This window comes from Luteibacter rhizovicinus DSM 16549 (assembly GCF_001887595.1).
GTDB classification, from domain to species: domain Bacteria; phylum Pseudomonadota; class Gammaproteobacteria; order Xanthomonadales; family Rhodanobacteraceae; genus Luteibacter; species Luteibacter rhizovicinus.
In genome coordinates, this window is sequence record NZ_CP017480.1 from 590,742 (window position 1) to 611,531 (window position 20,790).

Sequence of the window (20,790 nt, forward strand, 5' to 3'; positions counted from 1 at the left end):
ACTAAAGAAGGGCATCCCATGACTTATGCAGGCGAAGGTACTCGGAGGACGTAGCGACACACCGAGATTGTCCAGGCCTCGCTCGATAAACAATCAGCCGATGCCGAGACCTAGAATATGCGCGGCGTCGGATTCGAAGCCGGCAAGTTCAGCAAAACGCTTCCCACGCTCCGCATAGTCGCGAAACTGATCGAAGCTCGGCGCACCGGGCGACAACACGACAACACCATCGCCGCGTAGCGCATCGCGCGCAGCGCCTACGGCTGCCGCGAGATCCATCGCGCGATAGACGTTGGGCACACCCGCCGCCTCCAGCGCATCCGCGATCCGCGGCCCATTGCGTCCCTGGCAAACGATCGCTTCGGGCGCATGATGGCGCATGGCGTCGACGAACGGCGCCCAGTCGAGTCCGCGATCGTGACCGCCGACAATCAACGCGGTGCGCACGTTACCGACCGTTTCCAACGCAGCAAGGCTAGCCAATGGCGTCGTGCTGATCGAATCGTTGATCCAGTCGAGACCGTCACGTTTACCCAGAGGCTGCAGGCGATGCGGCAGCGGTGCAAAGCTCGACAAGGCCGGCGCGGCGGCGCGAGCGTCAAGGCCCATAATTTCGAGCGCTGCCAGCGCAGCACACGCATTGATCGCATTGTGCAGCCCCGGAGCGGATACACGATCGGCGCGAATCACGTCTTCGTCGCCACGACGAATCCAGCCGTCCGCCACATGCCAGTGCGCGATATCCCCGAAGGTATGCAACGCGGGATGATCGGCAGCGCGGACAAGCAGCGCAGGCTGCATCGCGTTGACGAGCACCTCCTCCGACGAAGCAAGCAGCTTTAGCTTGTCGTCGACGTAACGCTCGCGCGAGCCATGCCAGTCCAGATGTTCTTCGTACAGGCTGGTCACGACACCGAGGTTCACGCCCGATGCTTCGGCCGTCTGAAAACTGGACAGCTCGATCACCCAGAGGTCGGCCGTATCGTCGTCCATCTCGAGCAACGGAAGGCCGATGTTGCCGACGAGCGCGGTGCGCACCCCGATCGAACGAGCGAGATGGGCGATCAAGGCCGACGTCGTGCTCTTACCCTTGGTTCCCGTCACCGCGATGGTCTTCGCCATCGGGTGACCAGCGAACCACAGCGCAGTGCCGGAGGTGAAGCGGGTACCGCGCGCCTGCGCATCGAGTAGTTCCGGCTTGTACGCGGAAATGCCCGGTGACTTGATGACGACGTCATACGACGCAAGTGCCTCGGCATCCGGCGCCACGCCATGAACGGCAAGGCCAGGAAACGCGGCACGGGCTGCGTCGACTTCATCCGCCGCGCAGTAGAGATTGACCGCCTGCGCCGGCAAGTGCCGCGCCAGCGCATTCAGCGCAGCGCGACCCTCGCGACCGAAACCCCAGACGGCAAGCCGTCGCCCTGCGAGATCAGCCCAATGCATCCAGCGCTCCGAGCAGCCGCTGTGGCACAAGATGCGACGCACCCGGTTTCAGCCACGGCTCCAGTGCGAGTTCCTCGCGATCGAGTTGCGGCAGGATCTCGCGGCGGAAGCGGGAGACCAGCGCATCCTCACGCCACTCCGGACGCTCAGCCAGCGAAGCCAGCGCGGCGCGCGCTTCGGCACCTTCGCCCACGCACTCGAAGGGCTTGTGATCCTTGTATTCCAGCAGCGCGTCGAACGCACCGGCCAGCGCGTCGTCATCGAGCAGGTTGCGCCCGAAGATCGACACCAGCCTTGGCTTGGCCATGAACGGCGCCAGCGCGAGGAAGACGAAATGGCACTTCGGACACTGCCCGCACCAGCGATCCGCCGGCTTGGGGCCGAGGATGCGGAAATTGCGGTTGCAGCTGGAGAAGACGTCGAAATACGCGCCGCCCAGGCGCGCAAACGCACTGGTCACCGCCAGTTCGGACCACGGACGAAGCAGCGAGCAGTAGTCGAGATCGGCGGCCACATGCGTGTGGATGTAGTCGTGCAGGGTCTTCTCGAAACCGAAGCCCTTGCTCCACTGGTGATTCACTTCCTGGCCTTCGTACTCGAGGGTCGCGACGGACGCGGACCGTTCGTTGGCGAAGACCACCGAGTCGTAGCCGTACAGCACCGCGGCCACGGTGAGGATCACCGAGTTGATCGCGGTGACGGGAATGTGGCCATTCCATGCACCAAGACGATTGAGCTCGAACAGCCCCGGGGCGAGTTCGCGCGAGATATTCAACGTGGACAAGCCCGTCCGCGCCGCGCACTCGGCGATCAGCGGCGAGTTGCCGACCCAGGTCGCCGTCGCATCGGCGCCGATCGACTTCACCGCCTCGACGGCCACCACCGAATCCTTGCCGCCGCCGATCGGCAGCAGCGAGCGGCGCGGCAGTCCGATCGCCGGCGCGCGTGCGGCCGCCTTGCTTTCGAACGGGAAGGCGATACGGGAACGCAGATCGAGCCGGTTGCGATAGGCGAACTCGGCCAGGCCGTGCAAATACAGCGCATCGAGCATCGAGGCGCTGTCTTCATCGAGCGACTCGCCTTCGACGATGATCGTCTCCGGGATACCCGCCTTGTAGTAGCTGACGCCGGCGACGAGATGGAGCAGGCGCAGGGCGGCGGCGAACGCGGCCTCGCGCTCCGCCGGCACCGTGGGTGCACCGGGGAAGGTCACGCGCTCGATCAGTTCCGGACCGTCATCGAAGGCGTAGACGAGCTCGGCGACGCCATCGGCAAAGCCATGGCGAACGAAGCGAAAGCGCTGGCTTGCGCGCGGATCGATGGGGCTGTCCTTAAGGGTCACATCGGTCACGGCAGGAGCACCTCGTCGGCTTCATCACGCAGGTTGTAGCGAGAGGACATCGCGGCGCCATAAGCGCCACCCTGCGCCACCAGCACCACATCATCCTCCTTCGACTCGGGCAAACGCCTGTCCGAACCGAGGATATCGCCTGACTCACAGATCGGCCCGACCACCTGGTACATCGTGGTGGCGGCCTCGCCGTAGCGGCTGAGATTGGTAATTTCGTGCCAGGCATCGTACAGCGCCGGGCGGATCAGGCTGTTCATGCCCGTGTCGAGGCCGAGATAGCGCATGCCGGCGCCCTTCTCTTTCTCCTGGGTCACCTTGGCCAGCAGTACGCCCGCGTCCGCCACGAGGTAACGTCCCGGCTCCATCCACAGGTCGAACTGCGGGTAGGCCTGACGCACCGCCGTGAGCACGCGATCGAGTGCCGACATGTCCAGCGCCGTCTCACCGGGATGCGAAGGCACGCCCAGGCCGCCACCGATGTTGAGCACGCGGATGGTCCCGATGCGCTCCGCCAGCGAGGCGAGCTGCGAGTAGACCTCGCCCCAGTGAGCCGCATCGAGGATGCCCGAGCCCAGGTGGGCATGCAGTCCGATCACCCGCGCACCGGCCAGGTCCGCCAGGCGGAGGAAGCGATCCAGATGCTCGATGGGGACACCGAACTTGCTGCCGGTGCCACCGGTTTTCACCTTGTCGTGGTGACCGAGACCACGACCGAGATCCACGCGCAGCATGATCTCGCGGCCGGCGAACATCTCGCCCCAGTGTTCGATGGGATGCAGGGCATCGATCGTGATCGTCGCGCGCGTCCGCAGGGCCGCTTCGAAATCGCGACGCGCGGCGAAATTCGGCGTGAACAGCAGAGGGACGTCGTCCGGCACCACGGCCGACACGGCGGCGAGTTCTCCCGGCGACACACACTCGAACGCGAAGCCTTCCTCGGCCAGGACCTTCAGGATGCCCGGATGCGTGTTTGCCTTCACCGCGTAATGCGCGCGATCCACCGCACGCAGCGACTTCACGCGGCGCGCCTGCGCGCGCACGGTCGGCAGGTGATAGACGTAGCGAGGCGTGCGCTCTTCGGCCAGCTGCACCAGCTTCGCGCGCTCACCCTGCCACCACGCCGCGGCGGGCAGTACCGGATCGCCGGCACCGTAAAGCGTCTGCCAGGATGGTCCGAAGACCATGCTGTCGTCGGTACGCAGGGCGCCGGCCCCGATCAGCAGTTCGTGCAGGCGCGGGAGCATGTCGTCGACCACGTCTTCGTCGACGACGAAGGTGATGTTGAGGTTGTTCGACGACTGCGAGATCAGGTGCACGCGCAACTGGCCGAACTCGGCCAGCACGCCCGACAGCTTATGCAGCATGGAACGCATGCCGCGACCGACCAGGGTGATCGCCGCGCACGGTGCAATCACCTTCACCCGACATACGCGGGCCAGGTCGGCCGCCAAGGCAGCGATCGCGTCGGAATCGAGCAGGTTCTCGGTGGGATCCAGCGATACGGTGACGTTGGTCTCGGCCGAGCCGATCAGGTCCACCGACAGGCCGTGGCGCTTGAAGGCATCGAACACGTCGGCGAGGAAGCCGACCTGTTGCCACATGCCGACCGACTCCATCGACACCAGCGTGATGCCCTTACGCGCGCTGATCGCCTTGATGCTCGGCGCGTGCTCACGCACCTCGGGACCGATCGAGGTGCCTTCCAGTTCGGGCCGGTTGGTGTCCTTGATCAACAAAGGCACGCGCGGCTCGCGCAGTGGCGAGAGGCAGCGCGGATGCAGCACCTTCGCGCCGGTGGAAGCGATTTCCTGGGCTTCTTCGTAATCGAGGCGCTGGAGCAGGCGCGCGCCAGCGACCTGACGGGGGTTGGCACTGAACATGCCGGCCACGTCGGTCCAGATTTCCACCCGCAACGCGGCCAGCAACGCGCCGAAGTACGCCGCCGAGGTGTCCGAGCCGCCGCGACCGAGCAACACCGTACGACCGGCCTCGTCCCGGGCAATGAAGCCCTGGGTGATGAAGACCTCGCCGCGTGCGGCAAGCGCTGCGGACAGGGCCGGATCGTGATGCGGCTCGACCATCGCCGAGAGCAGGCGCGTGCGCTCATTCTGGTTGGGCAGGGCCACCGAGTGCAGGCATTCCCGCGCGTCCAGCCAGGCGGTCGGCAAGCCGTTGGCACTGAGGAAAGCCGCACCCAGCGCGCTGGACATCAGTTCACCGTGCGCCTGCACGCGAGCCTGCCAGGCCAGCTCACCCAACTCGGCCGCGCCCGCTTCCGCGAGGCCGGAAAGGTCGGACAGGCGTGCGCCGAGGGTGTCCGGCATCGCCAGGGACATCTCCCCGAGCAGGGCATGGTGGCGATCGGCCAGGGCGGCGGCCGCGTCCGAGCGGCGTTTTGAATCCGCATGCGTGCAAAGCTGTTTCAGGCCGTCCGTGATGCCGGACAAGGCCGAGACCACGATCAGCACGCGCGCGCCTTCGGCGCGGCGGCTGGCAGCCAGCTCGAGGATATTGCGCCAGCGTGCGGCGGTGGCCACCGAGGTGCCGCCGAACTTCATGACGATCCAGGGCGCGTTGTCGGGCAACGTCGCGTTTGCGTTTTCGCTCACGGGATTCTTTGCAGTGAAAAACCCCCGAAGTGTTGCGCTGCAACGCGAAAAAGGCAATGTGGGGCTGAATGGGGGGGCAGGGTCGTGGCTCACGGAGGGAGCCGGCCATGCCGGCGATGGACTCCCCCGCTAAGCCGCTCCTTTGGCTTTTCGCCGATGAATCGGCTCCTACATGTCCTCATCGCCGCTGAGGCGGCTCCCACATGGCATTATTTCATTTCTTATACGAAGGCCCCCGCACCCCATGGAAAATCCCGGATACGCCCGCCGCCTGACCCTGATGGACGCCGCGCTGATCGTCGTCGGCGGCATTATCGGTGGCGGCATCTTCCTCAATCCGGGCATCGTCGCGCAGCGCACCGGCTCGGGCTGGCTGCTGCTCGGCCTGTGGGTGGCGGGCGGCCTGCTCACCCTGATCGGCTGCCTCTGCTACGCCGAGCTGGGCGCGCGACGGCCGGAAGCCGGTGGCAGCTATGTCTACCTGCGCGAGGCCTTCGGCAAACTGGCCGGTTTCCTCTTCGGCTGGACCATGTTGCTGGTGATCTACAGCGGAAGCGCCGCCGCCGTGGCGACCATCTTCGGTAGCTATGCGACCTCCGTATTCGGCCTCTCGCCCGACCTGGTCAAGCCGCTCGCGGTCGGCGCCCTGGTCTTCGTCACCGGCATCAACCTGTTCGGCATCCGCTTCGGCGCACAGGTGCAGAACGTCTTCGCCATCCTCAAGCTGGCCGCTATCGCCGTGCTCGTCGTCACGGGCCTGGCCTTCGCCGGCGCGCGCAGCACGCAGGCGCTGGCCAGCAGCCCGACGGAAGTGACCGGCTCGCTCGCCGGTGCCCTGCTCCCGGTGCTTTTCGCTTTTTCCGGCTTCAGCTACCTCAACAATCTCGCCGGCGAGGTACGCGATCCGCAGCGCACCCTGCCGCGCGCCCTGGTCGTCGGCATGCTCGTGGTGATCACCGCCTATGTGTTGGTCAACTACGCATACCTGGCCGTCCTCGGCCACGATGGGCTGGCCAACAGCCATGCGCCCGCGGCGGATGTGATGAGCCGCGTGTTCGGCGCGCCGGGTGCCAAGCTGATCGCGATCGGCATCGCCATTTCCACGCTGGGCTTCTGCAACATCACCCTGGTCGCCGGTGCGCGCGTGCTCCAGGTCATGGGTCAGGACGGCCTGTTCTTCAGCAGCGTGGCGCGGCTGCATCCGCGCTACCGCACGCCGAACATCGCGCTGATGATGCTCTCGGCCTGGGCTATCGTGCTGGTTCTCGCCGCCAACTACGGCCAGCTGCTCGACTTCGCCACCTTTGGCGACTGGGCCGCCTACGCGGTCACCATCGCCACGCTGTTCTGGTATCGCCGACGCAGCAAGGAACGCCCGGTTTTCGCCACGCCCGCCTATCCGTTGCTGCCACTGCTGTTCCTCGTGGCGGTCATCGGCGTGGTCGTGGCCTACAGCCTGGACAAGCCGCTCAGCGCAGGCGTGGTTTGCCTCGTCGTCCTCGCCGGCCTGCCGGTGTATGCGGTTTGGCGACGCCTGTTCAGTAAAGTGACTCGCTGAACAAGGGCACCGATGCCACAATGGCTCGGTTCAGCTGAGGAAAGCAGATGGCACAGCAAGGCCCGACGTCTCCCGTACCCGTCCCCACCAAGGACGCCAGTCAACCGGCGACACCCGTACGCGAAGGCATCGACCTCATCGTCAACGACAAACGCTATCGCCACACCGGCGAGGCGGGCATGCCCCTGCTCTGGTATCTGCGTGACGTGCTTCGCCTCACCGGCGCCAAATACGGCTGCGACCAGGGCGATTGCGGTTTCTGCACGGTGATCGTCGACGGTAAGGCGGTCGCCGCCTGCCAGACGAAGATGGAAAAGATGAGCGGCAAGCGCGTGACCACGGTCGAAGGGCTGGCGGACGCGGACGGCAAGTTGCATCCCGTGCAGCAGGCCTGGATCGACGAAGACGCCATCATGTGCGGCTTCTGCCAGCCGGGGCAGATCATGGCCGCGGTGGATCTGCTCTCGCGCCAGAAAAATCCGTCGGACGCGGATATCGACAAGATCGGCAATCTCTGCCGCTGCGGCAGTTATGGCCGCATCCGCAAGGCGATTAAGCGCGCCGCAGGCACGATGAAGGATTCCAAGGCATGAGCGGTGAAATCCGGCTTTCCCGTCGCCGATTCCTGAGGTACGCAGCCGGTACCGCGGGCGCCCTGGTGATTGGCATCGGTAGTGCCGAAGCACTCGACCGGCCCACGCCGGTTGCCTTGCTGGGCGACGCCTGGAGCCAGGTCGGTCCGTACCTGCGCGTCGCCGCGGACGGTCGCATCTTCATCGGCGTACGCGATCCGGACAACGGTGAAGGCACATCGACGTCGCTGGCGCGGATCATCGCCGAAGAAATGGGTGCGGACTGGAACCGTGTCGTCGTCGAGCCGCTCGGCCTCGGGGTCGAGCAGGGTAACGGCGAGCCACGCTTCCTCTACGGTCGCCAGCGCAGCGGCGACGGCACCAGCATTCCCGCCGCCTGGGCCGATTTGCGCCAGGCTGGTGCACTGGCGCGGTGGCTGCTCCTGCAGGCGGCGGCGCGGCGCCTCGGCGTGCCTGCCGACCAGCTTCGCGGAGAAGACGGCATGGCCGTCGCCGCCGACGGTCGCAAGATCTCCTATGCCGATCTCGCCAGCGCCGCTGCGGGTATCGACGCACCGACGACCCTGCCCCCCCTCAAGCCGGCGGAGCGCTACACGCTGATCGGCAAGCCCGCGGGCGACGTGGATGCGACGGCCGTGGTCACGGGCAACCTGCGTTATGCGCTGGACGACAGTCTCGGCAATCCCGTGATCGCCGTGCTTGCACGCTGCCCCTACCCCGGCGGCTCGCTCGATACCGCGGACCGCGACGCCGCAAAGGCGATCATTGGCGTCTACGCCGTCATCGAGATCACGCCCGAGCCGGGCCAGGCGCCAGGCACGACCGCCCAGGCGCCGGCGCTGGCCGTGCTGGCCCAGGACACCTGGTCGGCCCTGGCCGGCCGGGCTGCCCTCAAGGCCACCTGGAAGGCCGGGGACAACCCCGAACCATCCGCTTCCGTGCTCGAGCAGAAAGCCCTGGAACGCTTCGGCGACGATGCTTTCACGCCGACCATCGTGCGCGAGGACGGCGACATCGCCGTCGCGCGCAAGAAAGCGGTGCGAGCGCTCGAGGCCACGTATTTCCAGCCGTGGGTGGCGCATGCGACGGCGGAAACGCCCAACTGCGTCGTCCGCCTGGACCCGGATACCAGCGTGACCGTGATCGCCGCGACCCAGTCGCCGCGTCAGGCGTATGCCGTCGTACAGCGAATGACCGGGTTCCGCCCGGACCAGATCGATATCCAGGTGCCGCGCGGCGGAGGCGGCTTCGGCCGTCGGCTCGAGCATGACTACATCGCCGAAGCGATGGCGATCGCCCTGGCCAAGAAAGACGACGCGATTCGGAATCGCCCGCTGAAGGTCCTCTGGACCCGTGACGACGACCTCGCCCGCGACTACTACCGGCCCATGGCCGTGCATCGCCTGAATGCCTCGCTCGACAAGGGCAAGAAGATCGTCGGCTGGCACCAGCGCATGGCCAGCCCGTCCGCCCTCGTGGGCCGTGCCACGCCGGACAACCGCCTGTGGCAGTCCGAATTGGTCGCGGACGCCTTGCCGGCCGGTCTGGTGCCGAACTTCCGCAGCGACTGGTATCCCCTGGATTCGAAGCTCGCCCGTGGCGAATGGCGCGGCTCGCCACACGTGACGCCCACCTTCGCCTCGGAAAGCTTCATCGACGAGCTGGCTCACGCCGTAAAGGCCAACCCGCTCGACTTCCGCCTCGCCATGCTCGGCGACGCACGCCAGTTGCCCTATAGCGGCCGCGGCGGCCCGATCGACACCGCGCGCATGGCCAATGTGCTCAAGCTGGCTGCCGACAAGATCGACTGGAGCCGCTGGCTGCGCAGCGAAAACGGCCTGGGCATCGCCTGTGCCTACGTCTTCGGCGCCTACGTGGCGCACGCGATCGAAGTGGCTCCCACGACCGATGGCATCGATATCCACCGCGTGGTCTGCGTGGCCGATGTCGGCCGCGCCATCAATCCGCTGGGTCTCGAGGCCCAGCTGCAGGGGGCGACCATGGACGCGCTGTCCACCGCCCTCAACCTCGCCATCACGATCAAGGATGGCAAAGTGCAGCAGACGGGATTCCGCGATTACCCGATCGCCACCACCCAGCCGCTGCCCTACGAGATCGAAACCCTCATCGTGCCCTCGACGGCCGACCCGACGGGCGCCAGTGTGATCGGCGTGCCCTCGGCGGCGCCGGCCCTGGCCAACGCGGTGTTCCGTGCCACGGCCGTACGCGTGCGTCGCCTGCCCCTGCTTCGCGAGTTCGCCCGCCTACGCTGATTCGCCGTTTTCCACCGCCCGAGGTACCGCATGACTGTCGCATCCTTTACCTCGGGCCCACCTGCCCCACGCACCGACGCCGACCTGATCGGCAGCAACAAGCGCTTCTATGACGCGCTCTGGTCGGAAGCGAAGCTGTTCGCACCGGACCGCTTCAACACTTGGCCCCTGGTGTCGGAACTGGCGGCGCAGACCTCCCGCCGGCTCGAAGTCGCCCCCGGCCTGCGCCCGCGGCTCCCGCTGGCGGACACCCAGTTCGTCGACCTCAGCCGGCCGGCCCTGGCCGAGCTGTCCCGGCACGGGGCCAGGGTCGCCAACGCCATGATCGGCGCGCTACCGTTCCGCGATGCCAGCTTCGACTTCGTCTGCGCGTTCGACATCCTCGAGCACGTGGTCGACGACGAAGGCGCGCTGGGCGAACTCGCGCGCGTGGCCGAGCCCGGCGCCCGGCTGCTGCTCTCGGTGCCCCTCCATCCCGAGGCCTGGACCGCCTTCGACGACTTCGTCGGCCACTACCGTCGCTACGAGCCCGAAGCTATCCGGGCCCTGCTGGCGCGGCACGGCTTCACCATCGAGCGCAGCGCGGTCTACGGCATGCAGCCCAAATCCTCGAAGCTGCTCGACATCGGCCAGTGGTACCTCACCCATCAACGGGCCCGCGCCATGTGGTGGTACAACAAGGTTTTCATGCCCCTCGGCGTGCGCTTCCAGAAGCCCCTGGCCTTCACGCCGGGCTTCGCGCCCGGGCCGGGCGTGGACGAAGTCCTGCTGGTCTGCCGCAAGACCCAAGCTTAAATCGAGCAAAAACAGGGGCTTTACACATGACGCGGCGCAAGTGGTTATGATGCGCCACCTCCCCGCCCCCCGGACCCTGCATGCTCTATCTCATGCACGAATTCCAACGCTCGATGCTCAGCCCCCTGACCTACTGGGCTGAAGCGAGCGCGAAGATGTTTGGCGATATCGCCAGCCCGTTCGCCCGCATGCCTGGCGCCGACCGCGCCGCCGCGGGCTACGAGCTGATGTTCCGGCTGGGCAAGGCGTACGAAAAGCCCGAGTTCGGCATCCACACGGTGGAAGCGCACGGTCACGACGTCGCCATCGTCGAACAGGTCGCGATGGCCAAGCCATTCTGCACGCTGAAGCGCTTCAAGCGCTTCTCCGACGACCAGGCCACGGTCGACCGCATGAAGAACGATCCGGCGGTCCTCGTCGTGGCGCCGCTGTCGGGTCACCACTCGACCCTGCTGCGCGACACCGTGCGCACGCTCCTGCGCGACCACAAGGTGTACATCACCGACTGGGTCGACGCACGCATGATCCCGACCGACGAGGGTTCATTCTCGCTGGCCGATTACGTCTCGTACGTCGAAGAGTTCATCCGCCACGTCGGCGTCCATCGCGCCCACGTCGTCTCGGTATGCCAGCCCACCGTGCCGGTGCTCGCCGCCGTCTCGCTGATGGCCGCCCGCGGTGAAGACACGCCGCTGACGCTCACCCTCATGGGTGGGCCGATCGACACGCGCAAGAGCCCCACCAGCGTGGATAACCTGGCGACGACGCGGCCGCTGTCGTGGTTTCGCAACCAGCTCATCCACAAGGTGCCGTATCAGTATCCCGGCGCGGGCCGTGAGGTCTATCCCGGCTTCCTGCAGCACGCGGGCTTCCTGGCGATGAACCCGAGCCGCCACGTCATGTCGCACTGGGACTTCTACGAGAACCTGCGCAAGGGCGATCTCGACGACGCCGAGCAGCATCGCAAGTTCTACGACGAGTACAACGCCGTGCTCGACATGCCGGCCGAGTATTACCTCGACACCATCGAAACGGTGTTCCAGGAACATCGCCTGCCAATGGGCACGTGGGACGTGCACGGCGAGCGCGTCCTGCCGGCGAAGATCAAGAACACCGCCCTGCTCACCATCGAAGGCGAGCTCGACGATATCTCCGGCCTCGGCCAGACCGAAGCCGCGCACGGCCTGTGCAAAGGCATCCCGAAGAAGCTGAAGAAGCACATCACCGTGGAAGGCGCCGGCCACTACGGCATCTTCAGCGGCCGCCGCTGGCGCGATGTGGTCTACCCGGACGTCCGCGATTTCATCGCGAAGTTCGACAAGGGCAACAGCAACACCGGCGCCAAGGGCAACCGCAAGGCCTGATCTTTAAATGTGGGAGCCGATTTATCGGCGATTGAGCGCTCGGCGTCACCGCTCCGTTGGCTTTTCGCCGCTGAAGCGGCTCCCACATGTATCTATCAGAGCAGCGCCCAGCCAATCAGCCCGATGACCAGAAAAAACGGCAACGACCAGAGATGGAAGGTTGCCCAGGCCTTGCGCTCGCCGAGGAGGCGCAAGGCGATCAGGTTCGCCAGCGAACCCAGTACGAAACCGAAGCCGCCGGCGTTCACACCCCAGGCGATCGTGCGCCAGTCCTTCGAATATTCCGCAAGCAGGATCGCCGCCGGCACATTGCTGACCACTTGCGAGGCGAGTGCGCCCGTTGCGTAAAGATGCGACGGCTGGTCCAACCCAAGGCCGCCCAGGAACTGCTTCACACTGTCGAGGCCGGCCAGCATGCGCAGGTCGATGAACATCAGCACGAAGGTGAGCAGGAGGCCCCAGTCGATGCTCGCGATGATCCGACGGCGAAAGACAAGGAACACAGCCAGCACGCCGAGCAAACCCCACTCCGCATGATGGAAATCGGCAAGGAAGAGGAAGGGCACGTAGAGCACCGCAGCGACGATCAGCAGCGACCGGTCGACGCCTTGCTCGTTCTCCTCGTGCACCTGGAGCGCCGTGCCCGGAAAGGCCAGTGCCGTGACTGCCAGCAGCAGGACCAGCGCGATCGCCACCAAGGGCAGCATGGCCCAGACGAAGGCACCGAAGCCGTTGTTCCACTGCTGCCAGAGGAACAGGTTCTGCGGATTGCCGATCGGCGTGAGCATCGATCCCGCGTTCACCGCAAGCGCCTCGAAGACCACCAGGCGCGTCGCGGGCATGCGCGCGATACGACACATGCTCAGGGTCAGCGGCACCATGACGAAGAGCGACACGTCGTTGGTGAGCAGCATCGACAGCAATGCCGTCGCAGCGACCAGTCCGAGCGCCGCAATCCGCCTCGTCGACGTCCGTTCGATCAGCCAGTGGCCGGCCACATGGAGCGCGCCGCTGGTTTCCACGGCCTTGGTCAACAACAACAGGCCGGCGAGTGCGGCGATGGTCGGCCAGTCCACGAGGGAGGGCCAGTCGGGAATGCGCGCGGGCTTGGCGATGGCCAACAGGACCAGCACCGCCAGAAGAACGAGAAAGAATACGTCGCGGCGCAGGGCGCGCAACGATTCGGGCAACCACTTCATCGATAGGATCCCACCAGCCAGGGCTGGATCATATCGGGTGCGCGCGTCGCCGGGGCGTGCAGGCCCCGGCGACGCGGCGGAACGACGGCGCTCTCGCCTCAGCGATCGCGGGGCACATCGACCTTGCCGGTGACGCCACGCTGCGAGACGTCGCCGCTGCCCTTGGTGTTGACCGTGAGGTTGCCCTTGACGCCGTCGACATCGATCTCGCCTGAACCGACCGTGCCGACGCTCACATCACCCGTGACGTCGCGCAGCTTCGCTTCTCCCGAGCCGACCGTGGCGATGCGCACGCCGCCATGGATACCCGACGCGGAGAGCGAACCGGAGCCGACCGTGCTGACATCGACCGCGCCGGTGTTTTCGAAGGTCGCTTCGCCCGAGCCCACCGTCGTGCTGACGGCGCCCTTGATCTCGCGGGCCTCGAGCTCGCCGGAACCCACGGTCGATTCGAGCGAGGCGATCCCACGGGCTTTCGCTTCACCCGAACCGACGTTGATCTTCACCGGGATGGACGAAGGCACGGCCGCGTCGACCTTGAGGTCGCTGTAATGGGAACCGAAACCCCAGCCGCCGTGGCGGTCACTGGTCAGTTCGACCAGCAAGGTGTCGCCGTCGCGCCGCTGGGTGACGACGAGGGTGTCCAGGACATCCTGGCTGGATGCGCAGGCCTTGCCATGCACGGTGCCCTTGCCCGCCGCGGCGCCCCCTTCCACGTGAAGGTCGTACGAATTGGTGACGAAGGTCACGCTGCGCACGCCGGAGAGATCGAGGTCGAGGTTGCGGTCCGCGTGGAACTTGCAGTCGCTGCTGTCGGCCATGGCGGCGGCCGGCGCCAGAAGGAGGGCGGCGAGGATCAGGTGGCGCATGATTTTGCTCCGGTAGTGATTCGGTGTACCGGTGATGGATGCCGGCCACCCGGAAAGGGTTGCAACGTTCTCATTTCTTCACACGAAGCTGACCGGCAGGCAACGGACCGGTCAACCGGCGGCGAGGCGACACGTTTTTCCCCGTGCACCACCTAACCGGGAGACAACCTATGCAACGCAAGACCCTGATCGCCAGTGCCGCTTCCCTGCTCCTCGCCGGCTCCACCGCCTTCGCGTTCGCGCAGGATGCCGCCCCGCAGCCCCCGTCCGCTCCGTCCGCACGTTCCGCCCAGGCAGGCGCCCCCGCCGGTGGCCCGAAGTGGGGCCATGATGGCCGCGACGGTCGCGGTGGCGAACATGGCCGCGGTGAATGGGGTGGCCACGGCCGCGGCCACGAGCAAGGCGGCGTCATCGGCGACCTGCACAGCCTCGAGCGCCTGTACGTCATGACCGGCCGCAGCAAGGAACTGCCCGCGTTGTACAACGAGGTTCTCGCCAAGTCGCAGAACCCGCGCGTGCGCGACTACGCCTACCGCCACCTCGCTCGTGCGCAGATGCAGCCGACCAACACCGACGCCGCGATCGCCACCCTGCGCAAGAGCCTCGACGAGAACCTCGCCCAGGACCAGAAGCGTCACCAGGACATGGAGGCGTTCAAGGCACGCATGCAGCAGCGTGCCGCGGCGGGTCCGGCTTCCACTGCCAAGTAAGTTCCAAGCGTCACGTACGTCGTGAAACGGAAACGGGGCCGTGGGGCCCCGTTTCTCTGTGCGTTATCGAGAGTACCCATCGCCGCTGAAGCGGCTCCCACAGTGTCGTGGCTTAGTGTGGGAGCCGCTTCAGCGGCGATGGCGCGCAGCGCCAAAGGCCACGCCACCGCGCGCTTTCAGCCGCCCTCGCGCTTGACGCGAACCCACAACGCTTCCTGCTCGGCGAGCGGATAGGAAGCCAACGACCGCCCTTCCGACGCCGCGATCGCCTCCATCGCACGAAACCGGCGCTCGAACTTCGCGTTCGCTCCGCGCAGCGCACGCGACACATCCACCTTCGCATGCCGCGCCAGGTTCGCCGCGACAAAGAGCACATCGCCGATTTCGTCGGCGAGCCGCTCCTCGTCGGCACCGTTCTCGAACTCGTGCCTGACTTCTTCGATCTCTTCGACGATCTTGTCGAGCACCGGCCGATGATCGGGCCAGTCGAAGCCGACGTTGGCGGCGCGCTTCTGCAGCTTCACCGCACGCTGCCACTCCGGCAGGCCATGCGAAATGCCGGCCAGCGCACTGGCGTCTTCACCGCCCTTTGCTGCGCGCTCCTCGGCTTTCAGCCGATCCCAATCACGCGACTGCGCCGCCAGGTTTTCGTGCGTGACGTCTTCGAACACATGCGGATGACGACGGACCATCTTGTCGCAAATGCCGGCGACCACATCACCGAAGGCGAAGTGACCTGCCTCTTCGGCCATGCGCGAATGGAACACCACCTGCAGAAGTAGATCGCCGAGCTCGTCGCGAAGGTCGACCATATCGTTGCGATCGATCGCATCGGCGACCTCGTACGCTTCCTCGATCGTATACGGCGCGATGGTCGCGAAGCTCTGCTTCACGTCCCAGGGGCAACCGTTTTCCGGATCGCGCAGACGCGCCATGATCGCGATGAGTTCGTCCACGGGTCGCGTCACGCGATGTCCTCCGGATCGATGAGACGTGCTGCCCAGTCGATGGACGTATCACCGCAGGCAATGAATTCGGGATTGATCAGCGAATCACGCGTGTTGTAGCGAAATGGTCGGCCGGCAAGATCGAGCACGGCGCCGCCGGCTTCCTCCAGGACGCACTGTGCGGCAGCCGTATCCCACTCCGAGGTCGCACCCAGGCGCAGGTAGATGTCCGCATCGCCGCGCGCGATGACGCAAAACTTCAACGACGAGCCGAGCGCAAAGGTCTCGTGTTCGCCGAGGCGGTCGAGCAGGGTCGCCGCGCGCACGCCCGTATGCGACCGGCTTCCCGTCACGCGGAGCAGGCCAGTCGCGGGACGCGCGCGTATCGCGACCCGTTCGGCCGTGGGCGAGTTCTGCCGCCACGCACCGCAGCCCTGCGCTGCTGCGTAGAGGTCACCGGTGACCGGTGCGAGCACGACGCCGAGCACGCTGCGATGATCCTCGATCAGCGCGATGTTCACGCTGAACTCGCCATTGCGCTTGACGAACTCGCGCGTGCCGTCGAGCGGATCGACCAGCCAGTAGCGACGCCAGGTGCGACGCTCGGACCAGGGCGCCGCCAGCGCTTCTTCGGAAATCACCGGCACGCCAGGAGCGAGTTCGCGCAGGCCCTCTTCGATCACGCGTTGCGCAGCGAGATCCGCGGCAGTGACCGGCGAGTTGTCATCCTTGCAGATGACCTCGAAATCCTGCGCGTAGACGGCGAGGATCGCCTCGGCCGCGCGCTGCGCGATAGCGCAGACGGGGTCTAGCCAACGAGCGCAGGGTGCGGCGGTCACGTTGGCTTGTAGCGACCGGCGAGGTACTCGCGGGCCATGAAGAGTGCGGCAATGGATCGCCCTTCCGTGACATCGTCGCGGGCGAGCAGTTCGTGCAGGGCGTCCATGCGCCAGGGCACCACTTCCAATTCTTCGGGCTCGTCGCCTTGCAGGCGCTCGGGGTACAGATCCTCGGCGAGCACGACGTAACCCAGGTGGGTCATGTACGACGGCGATAAGGAGAGCGTCCCCAGGATCTTCAGCTTGCGCGCGCCGAAGCCTACCTCTTCCTTTAGTTCGCGGTCGGCGCCCTGCTCCGCGGTTTCATCGCGATCGAGACGACCCTTGGGGACGCCCAGTTCGTAACGATCCACGCCGACGCCGTATTCGCGCACGAGAAGCACGGTTTCCGGATCGCGCATGGCGACGATCAGGACCGCGCCGAAGCCGCCGCCCTTGAGGCGTTGGTAGGTACGGCGTTCGCCGTTGGAGAATTCCAGGTCCACCTCTTCGACGCGGCGGAAATGGCTGTCGGGCGCGTCGCGCGTCGCCAGGATCTTCGGACGTTTGTTCATCGGTCGATTGTAGCCCCGGTCAGTCTCGCCAGTGCCGCGGCATGGACGGCCGGCGTCCCTGCCAGCACGCTGCGTGTTTCCAGGCCGGGAGGCGCACCGTCGAGATCGGTGAAGACACCACCGGCCTCACGCACGATGACCGCCAGTGCGGCGATGTCGAGGATATTCACGTCGGACTCGATCACGAGGTCGAGCGCGCCCCGGGCGAGCAGGTGGTAATGACAGAAGTCGCCGTATCCGCGAATGCGATTGCTCTCGCGAATCATGGCCCCGAGCGCGTTCCAGCGCGCGTCGGCCGTGAGCGTCTTGACGTTGCCGGTGGAAATCGAGGCATCGGTCATCGATGCCGTGGCGGCAACGCGGACAGGCTCGCCATCGAGCCAGGCCCCGCGTCCGCGCACGGCCCACATGCGCTCGCCGTAGACAGGTGCCGAGGAGACGCCAAGCACGAGTTCGCCTCGATGCATCAGCGCGATCTGGGTCGAGAAGAACGGGGTCCGGCGAACGAAGCTCTTCGTCCCGTCGAGCGGATCGACCAGCCAGACGTACTCGCGCGACGTATCGTCCGCGCCGTACTCCTCGCCGTAGATACCCGCGTCGGGGAGTGCCTTGGCGAGGATCGCGCGGATGGCCATTTCGGCTTCGCGATCGGCAACGGTCACCGGGGTATCGTCGCCCTTGACGATGACGTCCACTCCCGTGCGCCAGTAATGCAGGATGATCTCCGCCGCGGCGCCGGCGGCGTCACGGGCGGCGGCGAGGGCCTTGTCGAGGGTGTCGGTCATGGCGTCGTGATCGAGGGCGCGAGCCCCGCCTTGCGTTGAAGATTGACGGCGCCGTCGCGGCCCAGCGGGCCGAAACGCGCGATGAGATGGGACAATGCCGTGTCCTCGATGCGCGGCACCAGCCGACCATCGAGTCGCCAGCCCAGCGGAGTCGCGGCGAGCGCTGCGTGGACCAGCAACGAGCCCTGCCCATCGTCCGCGAGGGTCGCTCGCAGGATACCGCCCTGGCTGGCCGCCTTGAGCGCGATGCTCCCCAGGGTGATGTGGCCTTCGGGCGTCTTCACCGCGGCGGCGCGCCAGAGCACGTCCGCGTCCAGCGCGATGGGCCAGTTACCCTGCAGTTCGGCGCGCGGCACCTTGCCTTCGATGACCCCGACGGGAATGAGCTCTGGCGGCAGCGCCGGACCGGTCAGCGCCGCGGCATCAAGGCGGAAGTCGATGCCGGTCCAGATCGAGTGATCCGGGTCGGGCCGCTCCAGGTGCCCCTGGAACCTGCCTGCACGGCCGTCCAGGTTCAGATCCAGATGCGTACGTCCGAGGATCGCATCGCGACCCAGACGCCAGGTCAAAGCCCCCAGCTCGCGTCCGTCGATGGTGGTGACCTTGCCGGCACGGCCGTTCCAGACGGTGCCGGAGACATCGCCGAGCACGAAGCCGTGCGCCCGGCGGGCCAGGAGGGATGCGGCCACGCCGGCGGGCATGAACCAGTAGAACAGGCCGGCGGCGAACGCCAGCAGGACGACGACCAGGCCGATCCGACGAAAACACTTCAAACGATCACCTCACCTGCGACTTGAGGACCGGACGGCAGGGGGAGATCATGGGCGGATGACCGATGCCCTTTTCGCTCCACCGGCAGCCGACACGCTCGTCGCGCGCGACCGATCCGTCCTCTGGCACCCGTGCACCCAGATGCACGACCACGAAACCCTGCCCATGGTACCCGTGGTACGCGGCGAAGGGGCATGGCTGGTCGGCGCGGATGGCAAACGCTACCTCGACGCCGTCAGTTCCTGGTGGACCAACCTGTTCGGGCACGCGGAGCCGCGCATCGGCGCCGCCCTGAAAGACCAGCTCGACCGCCTCGAGCACGTGATCTTCGCGGGCTTCACGCATGAACCGGCGGTCGAACTCGCCGAGGAGCTGGTCCGGATCACCCCGAAGGGTCTGGATCGCGTCTTCCTGGCCGACAACGGCTCGGCCGCGATCGAAGTCGCGCTGAAGATGAGCTTCCACTACTGGCTCAACCAGGGCCATGGCGAGAAGACCCGCTTCATCGCGCTCACCGGCAGCTACCACGGCGAGACACTGGGTGCCCTCTCGGTCAGCGATGTCGCGCTTTACCGCAAGACCTATGCGCCCCTGTTGCTGACGCCGGAGCTGGCGCCCTCGCCCGACACCTACGAAGGCGAGCCGGGCGAAACACCGAAGGACATCGCGATACGGCGCCTTGGCGAGATGCGCAGCCTGCTCGAACGGCACGCGCACGAAACCTGCGCGGTCATCGTCGAACCCCTGGTGCAATGTGCCGGCGGCATGCGCATGTACGACGCCTCGTACCTCACCGGCCTGCGCGCACTCTGCGACGAGTTCCAGGTGCATTTCATCGCCGACGAAATCGCCGTGGGCTTCGGTCGCACCGGCACCTTGTTCGCCTGCGAACAGGCAGGTATCTCCCCGGACTTCATGTGCCTGTCCAAGGGACTGACCGGTGGCTTCATGGCACTCTCCGCTGTCGTCACCACGAACGATGTCTACCAGGCCTTCTACGCCGAATACGCGGCGGGCAAGGCCTTCCTGCATTCGCACAGCTACACCGGCAATCCGCTGGCCTGCCGTGCCGCCACCGCCACGATGAAGATCTTCCGCGACGACCCGGTGCTCGAGCGCAATCGCGTGCTCGCGGCGCATATGGCGAAGCGGATCGCCCCGTTGGTCGATCATCCGCATGTCGCCGACGTCCGCCAGACCGGGATGATCGCGGCCATCGAACTGGTCGCCGACAAGAAGACCCGCGCGCCCTTCCCCGCCGCGGATCGCCGTGGCCTGCGCGTCTATCGCCATGGACTCGAGCACGGCGCCTTGCTGCGGCCGCTCGGCAACATCGTGTACTTCATGCCGCCCTACGTCATCACCGAGCGCGAGATCGACTTCATGGTCGAGACCGCGATGGCGGGCATCGAAAAGGCCGTGCGCTAGATACGCGACAGCCCCACCGGGAGATCGCCCAGCCGGGCCATCTCCGGGTCGTCGAACAGATCGGGATGAGCGAGGAAGTCCATGGCGAAATCGTGGGCGTCCGCACCCCAGAACAATTCGCTGCCGATGGCCAGCGTCGGCACGCCGAACACCCGTTGCTGCATGGCCAGCTCGAAGTTGGCCTGCAGCGAGGCCTTGACCTCGGGCGTCGACAACGCGGCACGCACATCGGCGATCCCCAGCGAGGCCGCCAGGGGTGCAAGGGCCTCCGCCGTATCCGCCGCGCGTCCGTGGGCCCAGATCCATTCGAAGATCGCACCCACCGCTTCGACGGTGCCGCCCGCCGCGATGCACAGCCGCAGGGCCGGCAGCGGATTGAAGGGATGGGTCGGCGGAAACCTCAACGGCACATTGGCCTGGCGCGCCCGCCACAGGGCATAGCGGTAAGTGAACTCGCGCTTGCCGTCGATCTCCGCCGGGCCGCGCTGCTCCATCTGCTTGAGCAGGGCACCGAACAGGATCGGCCGTAGCGACACGTCCCGGGTCTTGCACAGCTCGCGCACCGCCGGCCACTGCAGCCAGCTGAACATGGAAACGAAATCGAAGTACCAGGCGATCGGCATGCACGCGGCTCCGTCGTGAATAGCTTGACGATAGCGAGGCCCGCCGCTCGCTACAATGGACATTCCGTGACACGAG

General features: G+C 66.4%; 18 protein-coding genes. 7 read left to right on the plus strand and 11 right to left on the minus strand.

Annotated elements, in window-relative coordinates; translation table 11 throughout:
* Positions 1–93: 93 nt before the first annotated feature.
* Genes murD through BJI69_RS02840 form a run of 3 tightly spaced genes read right to left on the minus strand, consistent with a single transcriptional unit; the run spans position 94 to position 5,355 of the window.
* The gene (murD, locus tag BJI69_RS02830) at positions 94–1,446 is read right to left on the minus strand and encodes a UDP-N-acetylmuramoyl-L-alanine--D-glutamate ligase (protein WP_046969447.1); all 1,353 of its coding nucleotides are present in this window, start codon (positions 1,444–1,446) and stop codon (positions 94–96) included.
* Positions 1,433–2,797, minus strand: coding sequence for a UDP-N-acetyl-alpha-D-muramoyl-L-alanyl-L-glutamate epimerase (gene murL, locus BJI69_RS02835; protein ID WP_244465341.1), 1,365 nt, complete (start codon positions 2,795–2,797; stop codon positions 1,433–1,435). Before murL ends, murD begins: the two co-directional genes overlap by 14 nt.
* The gene (locus BJI69_RS02840) at positions 2,794–5,355 is read right to left on the minus strand and encodes a bifunctional aspartate kinase/diaminopimelate decarboxylase (RefSeq protein ID WP_046969489.1); all 2,562 of its coding nucleotides are present in this window, start codon (positions 5,353–5,355) and stop codon (positions 2,794–2,796) included. Before BJI69_RS02840 ends, murL begins: the two co-directional genes overlap by 4 nt.
* Before the next feature lie 295 nt (positions 5,356–5,650).
* On the opposite strand from BJI69_RS02840, the gene BJI69_RS02845 reads away from it, so the two are divergent.
* The 5 genes from BJI69_RS02845 (at position 5,651) to BJI69_RS02865 (ending at position 11,989) form a co-directional block, all read left to right on the plus strand.
* On the plus strand, positions 5,651–6,964 hold the full coding sequence (locus BJI69_RS02845; RefSeq protein WP_046969448.1) for an APC family permease: 1,314 nt from the start codon (positions 5,651–5,653) through the stop codon (positions 6,962–6,964).
* A gap of 47 nt (positions 6,965–7,011) precedes the next feature.
* On the plus strand, positions 7,012–7,557 hold the full coding sequence (locus BJI69_RS02850; protein WP_078022984.1) for a (2Fe-2S)-binding protein: 546 nt from the start codon (positions 7,012–7,014) through the stop codon (positions 7,555–7,557).
* A complete protein-coding gene (locus BJI69_RS02855; protein ID WP_046969449.1) occupies positions 7,554–9,830 on the plus strand; it encodes a xanthine dehydrogenase family protein molybdopterin-binding subunit in 2,277 nt (758 codons plus the stop codon). Before BJI69_RS02850 ends, BJI69_RS02855 begins: the two co-directional genes overlap by 4 nt.
* 30 nt (positions 9,831–9,860) lie before the next feature.
* On the plus strand, positions 9,861–10,625 hold the full coding sequence (locus BJI69_RS02860; protein ID WP_046969450.1) for a class I SAM-dependent methyltransferase: 765 nt from the start codon (positions 9,861–9,863) through the stop codon (positions 10,623–10,625).
* Positions 10,626–10,705: 80 nt separating this feature from the next.
* On the plus strand, positions 10,706–11,989 hold the full coding sequence (locus BJI69_RS02865; RefSeq protein ID WP_046969451.1) for a polyhydroxyalkanoate depolymerase: 1,284 nt from the start codon (positions 10,706–10,708) through the stop codon (positions 11,987–11,989).
* A 95-nt stretch (positions 11,990–12,084) separates the two neighbouring features.
* Here BJI69_RS02865 and BJI69_RS02870 read toward each other — a convergent pair whose 3' ends face one another.
* Both BJI69_RS02870 and BJI69_RS02875 read right to left on the minus strand, forming a co-directional pair.
* The gene (locus tag BJI69_RS02870) at positions 12,085–13,188 is read right to left on the minus strand and encodes an SLC13 family permease (protein ID WP_046969452.1); all 1,104 of its coding nucleotides are present in this window, start codon (positions 13,186–13,188) and stop codon (positions 12,085–12,087) included.
* Between the two features lie 98 nt (positions 13,189–13,286).
* Entirely contained in the window at positions 13,287–14,057 is a 771-nt protein-coding gene (locus tag BJI69_RS02875; protein WP_046969453.1) for a head GIN domain-containing protein, read from the minus strand.
* Positions 14,058–14,227: 170 nt separating this feature from the next.
* Between BJI69_RS02875 and BJI69_RS02880 the strand changes: the two genes are divergently transcribed.
* Positions 14,228–14,767, plus strand: a complete 540-nt coding sequence (locus tag BJI69_RS02880) for a hypothetical protein (protein WP_046969454.1) — start codon at positions 14,228–14,230, stop codon at positions 14,765–14,767.
* Between the two features lie 176 nt (positions 14,768–14,943).
* Here BJI69_RS02880 and mazG read toward each other — a convergent pair whose 3' ends face one another.
* The 5 genes from mazG to gspN are packed head-to-tail and all read right to left on the minus strand — an operon-like array spanning position 14,944 to position 18,665.
* Positions 14,944–15,702, minus strand: a complete 759-nt coding sequence (gene mazG, locus BJI69_RS02885) for a nucleoside triphosphate pyrophosphohydrolase (RefSeq protein ID WP_046969491.1) — start codon at positions 15,700–15,702, stop codon at positions 14,944–14,946.
* Positions 15,703–15,731: 29 nt separating this feature from the next.
* Positions 15,732–16,553, minus strand: a complete 822-nt coding sequence (gene cysQ, locus BJI69_RS02890; RefSeq protein WP_046969455.1) for a 3'(2'),5'-bisphosphate nucleotidase CysQ — start codon at positions 16,551–16,553, stop codon at positions 15,732–15,734.
* Positions 16,550–17,107 (minus strand): ADP compounds hydrolase NudE, encoded by a 558-nt coding sequence (gene nudE, locus BJI69_RS02895; protein WP_046969456.1) that lies wholly within the window; start codon positions 17,105–17,107, stop codon positions 16,550–16,552. The genes cysQ and nudE overlap by 4 nt, the downstream gene beginning before the upstream one ends.
* Positions 17,104–17,892, minus strand: a complete 789-nt coding sequence (locus BJI69_RS02900; protein ID WP_046969457.1) for an inositol monophosphatase family protein — start codon at positions 17,890–17,892, stop codon at positions 17,104–17,106. The genes nudE and BJI69_RS02900 overlap by 4 nt, the downstream gene beginning before the upstream one ends.
* A complete protein-coding gene (gspN, locus tag BJI69_RS02905; RefSeq protein ID WP_046969458.1) occupies positions 17,889–18,665 on the minus strand; it encodes a type II secretion system protein N in 777 nt (258 codons plus the stop codon). Before gspN ends, BJI69_RS02900 begins: the two co-directional genes overlap by 4 nt.
* Positions 18,666–18,720: 55 nt before the next feature.
* Here gspN and BJI69_RS02910 point away from each other — a divergent pair, with 55 nt between their 5' ends.
* Entirely contained in the window at positions 18,721–20,091 is a 1,371-nt protein-coding gene (locus tag BJI69_RS02910; RefSeq protein ID WP_046969459.1) for an adenosylmethionine--8-amino-7-oxononanoate transaminase, read from the plus strand.
* Here BJI69_RS02910 and BJI69_RS02915 read toward each other — a convergent pair.
* Positions 20,088–20,714, minus strand: coding sequence for a 2-hydroxychromene-2-carboxylate isomerase (locus BJI69_RS02915; RefSeq protein ID WP_046969460.1), 627 nt, complete (start codon positions 20,712–20,714; stop codon positions 20,088–20,090). The two genes, BJI69_RS02910 and BJI69_RS02915, sit on opposite strands and share 4 nt — an antisense overlap.
* Between the last annotated feature and the right edge of the window lie 76 nt (positions 20,715–20,790).

What these genes read in the sequence shown, in the direction of transcription:
- murD (WP_046969447.1), bottom strand. Translation starts at nt 1,446, where the DNA reads ATGCATTGGGCTGATCTCGCAGGGCGACGGCTTGCCGTCTGGGGTTTC.
- BJI69_RS02840 (WP_046969489.1), bottom strand. Translation starts at nt 5,355, where the DNA reads ATGAAGTTCGGCGGCACCTCGGTGGCCACCGCCGCACGCTGGCGCAAT.
- BJI69_RS02845 (WP_046969448.1), top strand. Translation starts at nt 5,651, where the DNA reads ATGGAAAATCCCGGATACGCCCGCCGCCTGACCCTGATGGACGCCGCG.
- BJI69_RS02850 (WP_078022984.1), top strand. Translation starts at nt 7,012, where the DNA reads ATGGCACAGCAAGGCCCGACGTCTCCCGTACCCGTCCCCACCAAGGAC.
- BJI69_RS02855 (WP_046969449.1), top strand. Translation starts at nt 7,554, where the DNA reads ATGAGCGGTGAAATCCGGCTTTCCCGTCGCCGATTCCTGAGGTACGCA.
- BJI69_RS02860 (WP_046969450.1), top strand. Translation starts at nt 9,861, where the DNA reads ATGACTGTCGCATCCTTTACCTCGGGCCCACCTGCCCCACGCACCGAC.
- BJI69_RS02865 (WP_046969451.1), top strand. Translation starts at nt 10,706, where the DNA reads ATGCTCTATCTCATGCACGAATTCCAACGCTCGATGCTCAGCCCCCTG.
- BJI69_RS02870 (WP_046969452.1), bottom strand. Translation starts at nt 13,188, where the DNA reads ATGAAGTGGTTGCCCGAATCGTTGCGCGCCCTGCGCCGCGACGTATTC.
- BJI69_RS02875 (WP_046969453.1), bottom strand. Translation starts at nt 14,057, where the DNA reads ATGCGCCACCTGATCCTCGCCGCCCTCCTTCTGGCGCCGGCCGCCGCC.
- BJI69_RS02880 (WP_046969454.1), top strand. Translation starts at nt 14,228, where the DNA reads ATGCAACGCAAGACCCTGATCGCCAGTGCCGCTTCCCTGCTCCTCGCC.
- mazG (WP_046969491.1), bottom strand. Translation starts at nt 15,702, where the DNA reads ATGGCGCGTCTGCGCGATCCGGAAAACGGTTGCCCCTGGGACGTGAAG.
- nudE (WP_046969456.1), bottom strand. Translation starts at nt 17,107, where the DNA reads ATGAACAAACGTCCGAAGATCCTGGCGACGCGCGACGCGCCCGACAGC.
- BJI69_RS02900 (WP_046969457.1), bottom strand. Translation starts at nt 17,892, where the DNA reads ATGACCGACACCCTCGACAAGGCCCTCGCCGCCGCCCGTGACGCCGCC.
- BJI69_RS02910 (WP_046969459.1), top strand. Translation starts at nt 18,721, where the DNA reads ATGACCGATGCCCTTTTCGCTCCACCGGCAGCCGACACGCTCGTCGCG.
- BJI69_RS02915 (WP_046969460.1), bottom strand. Translation starts at nt 20,714, where the DNA reads ATGCCGATCGCCTGGTACTTCGATTTCGTTTCCATGTTCAGCTGGCTG.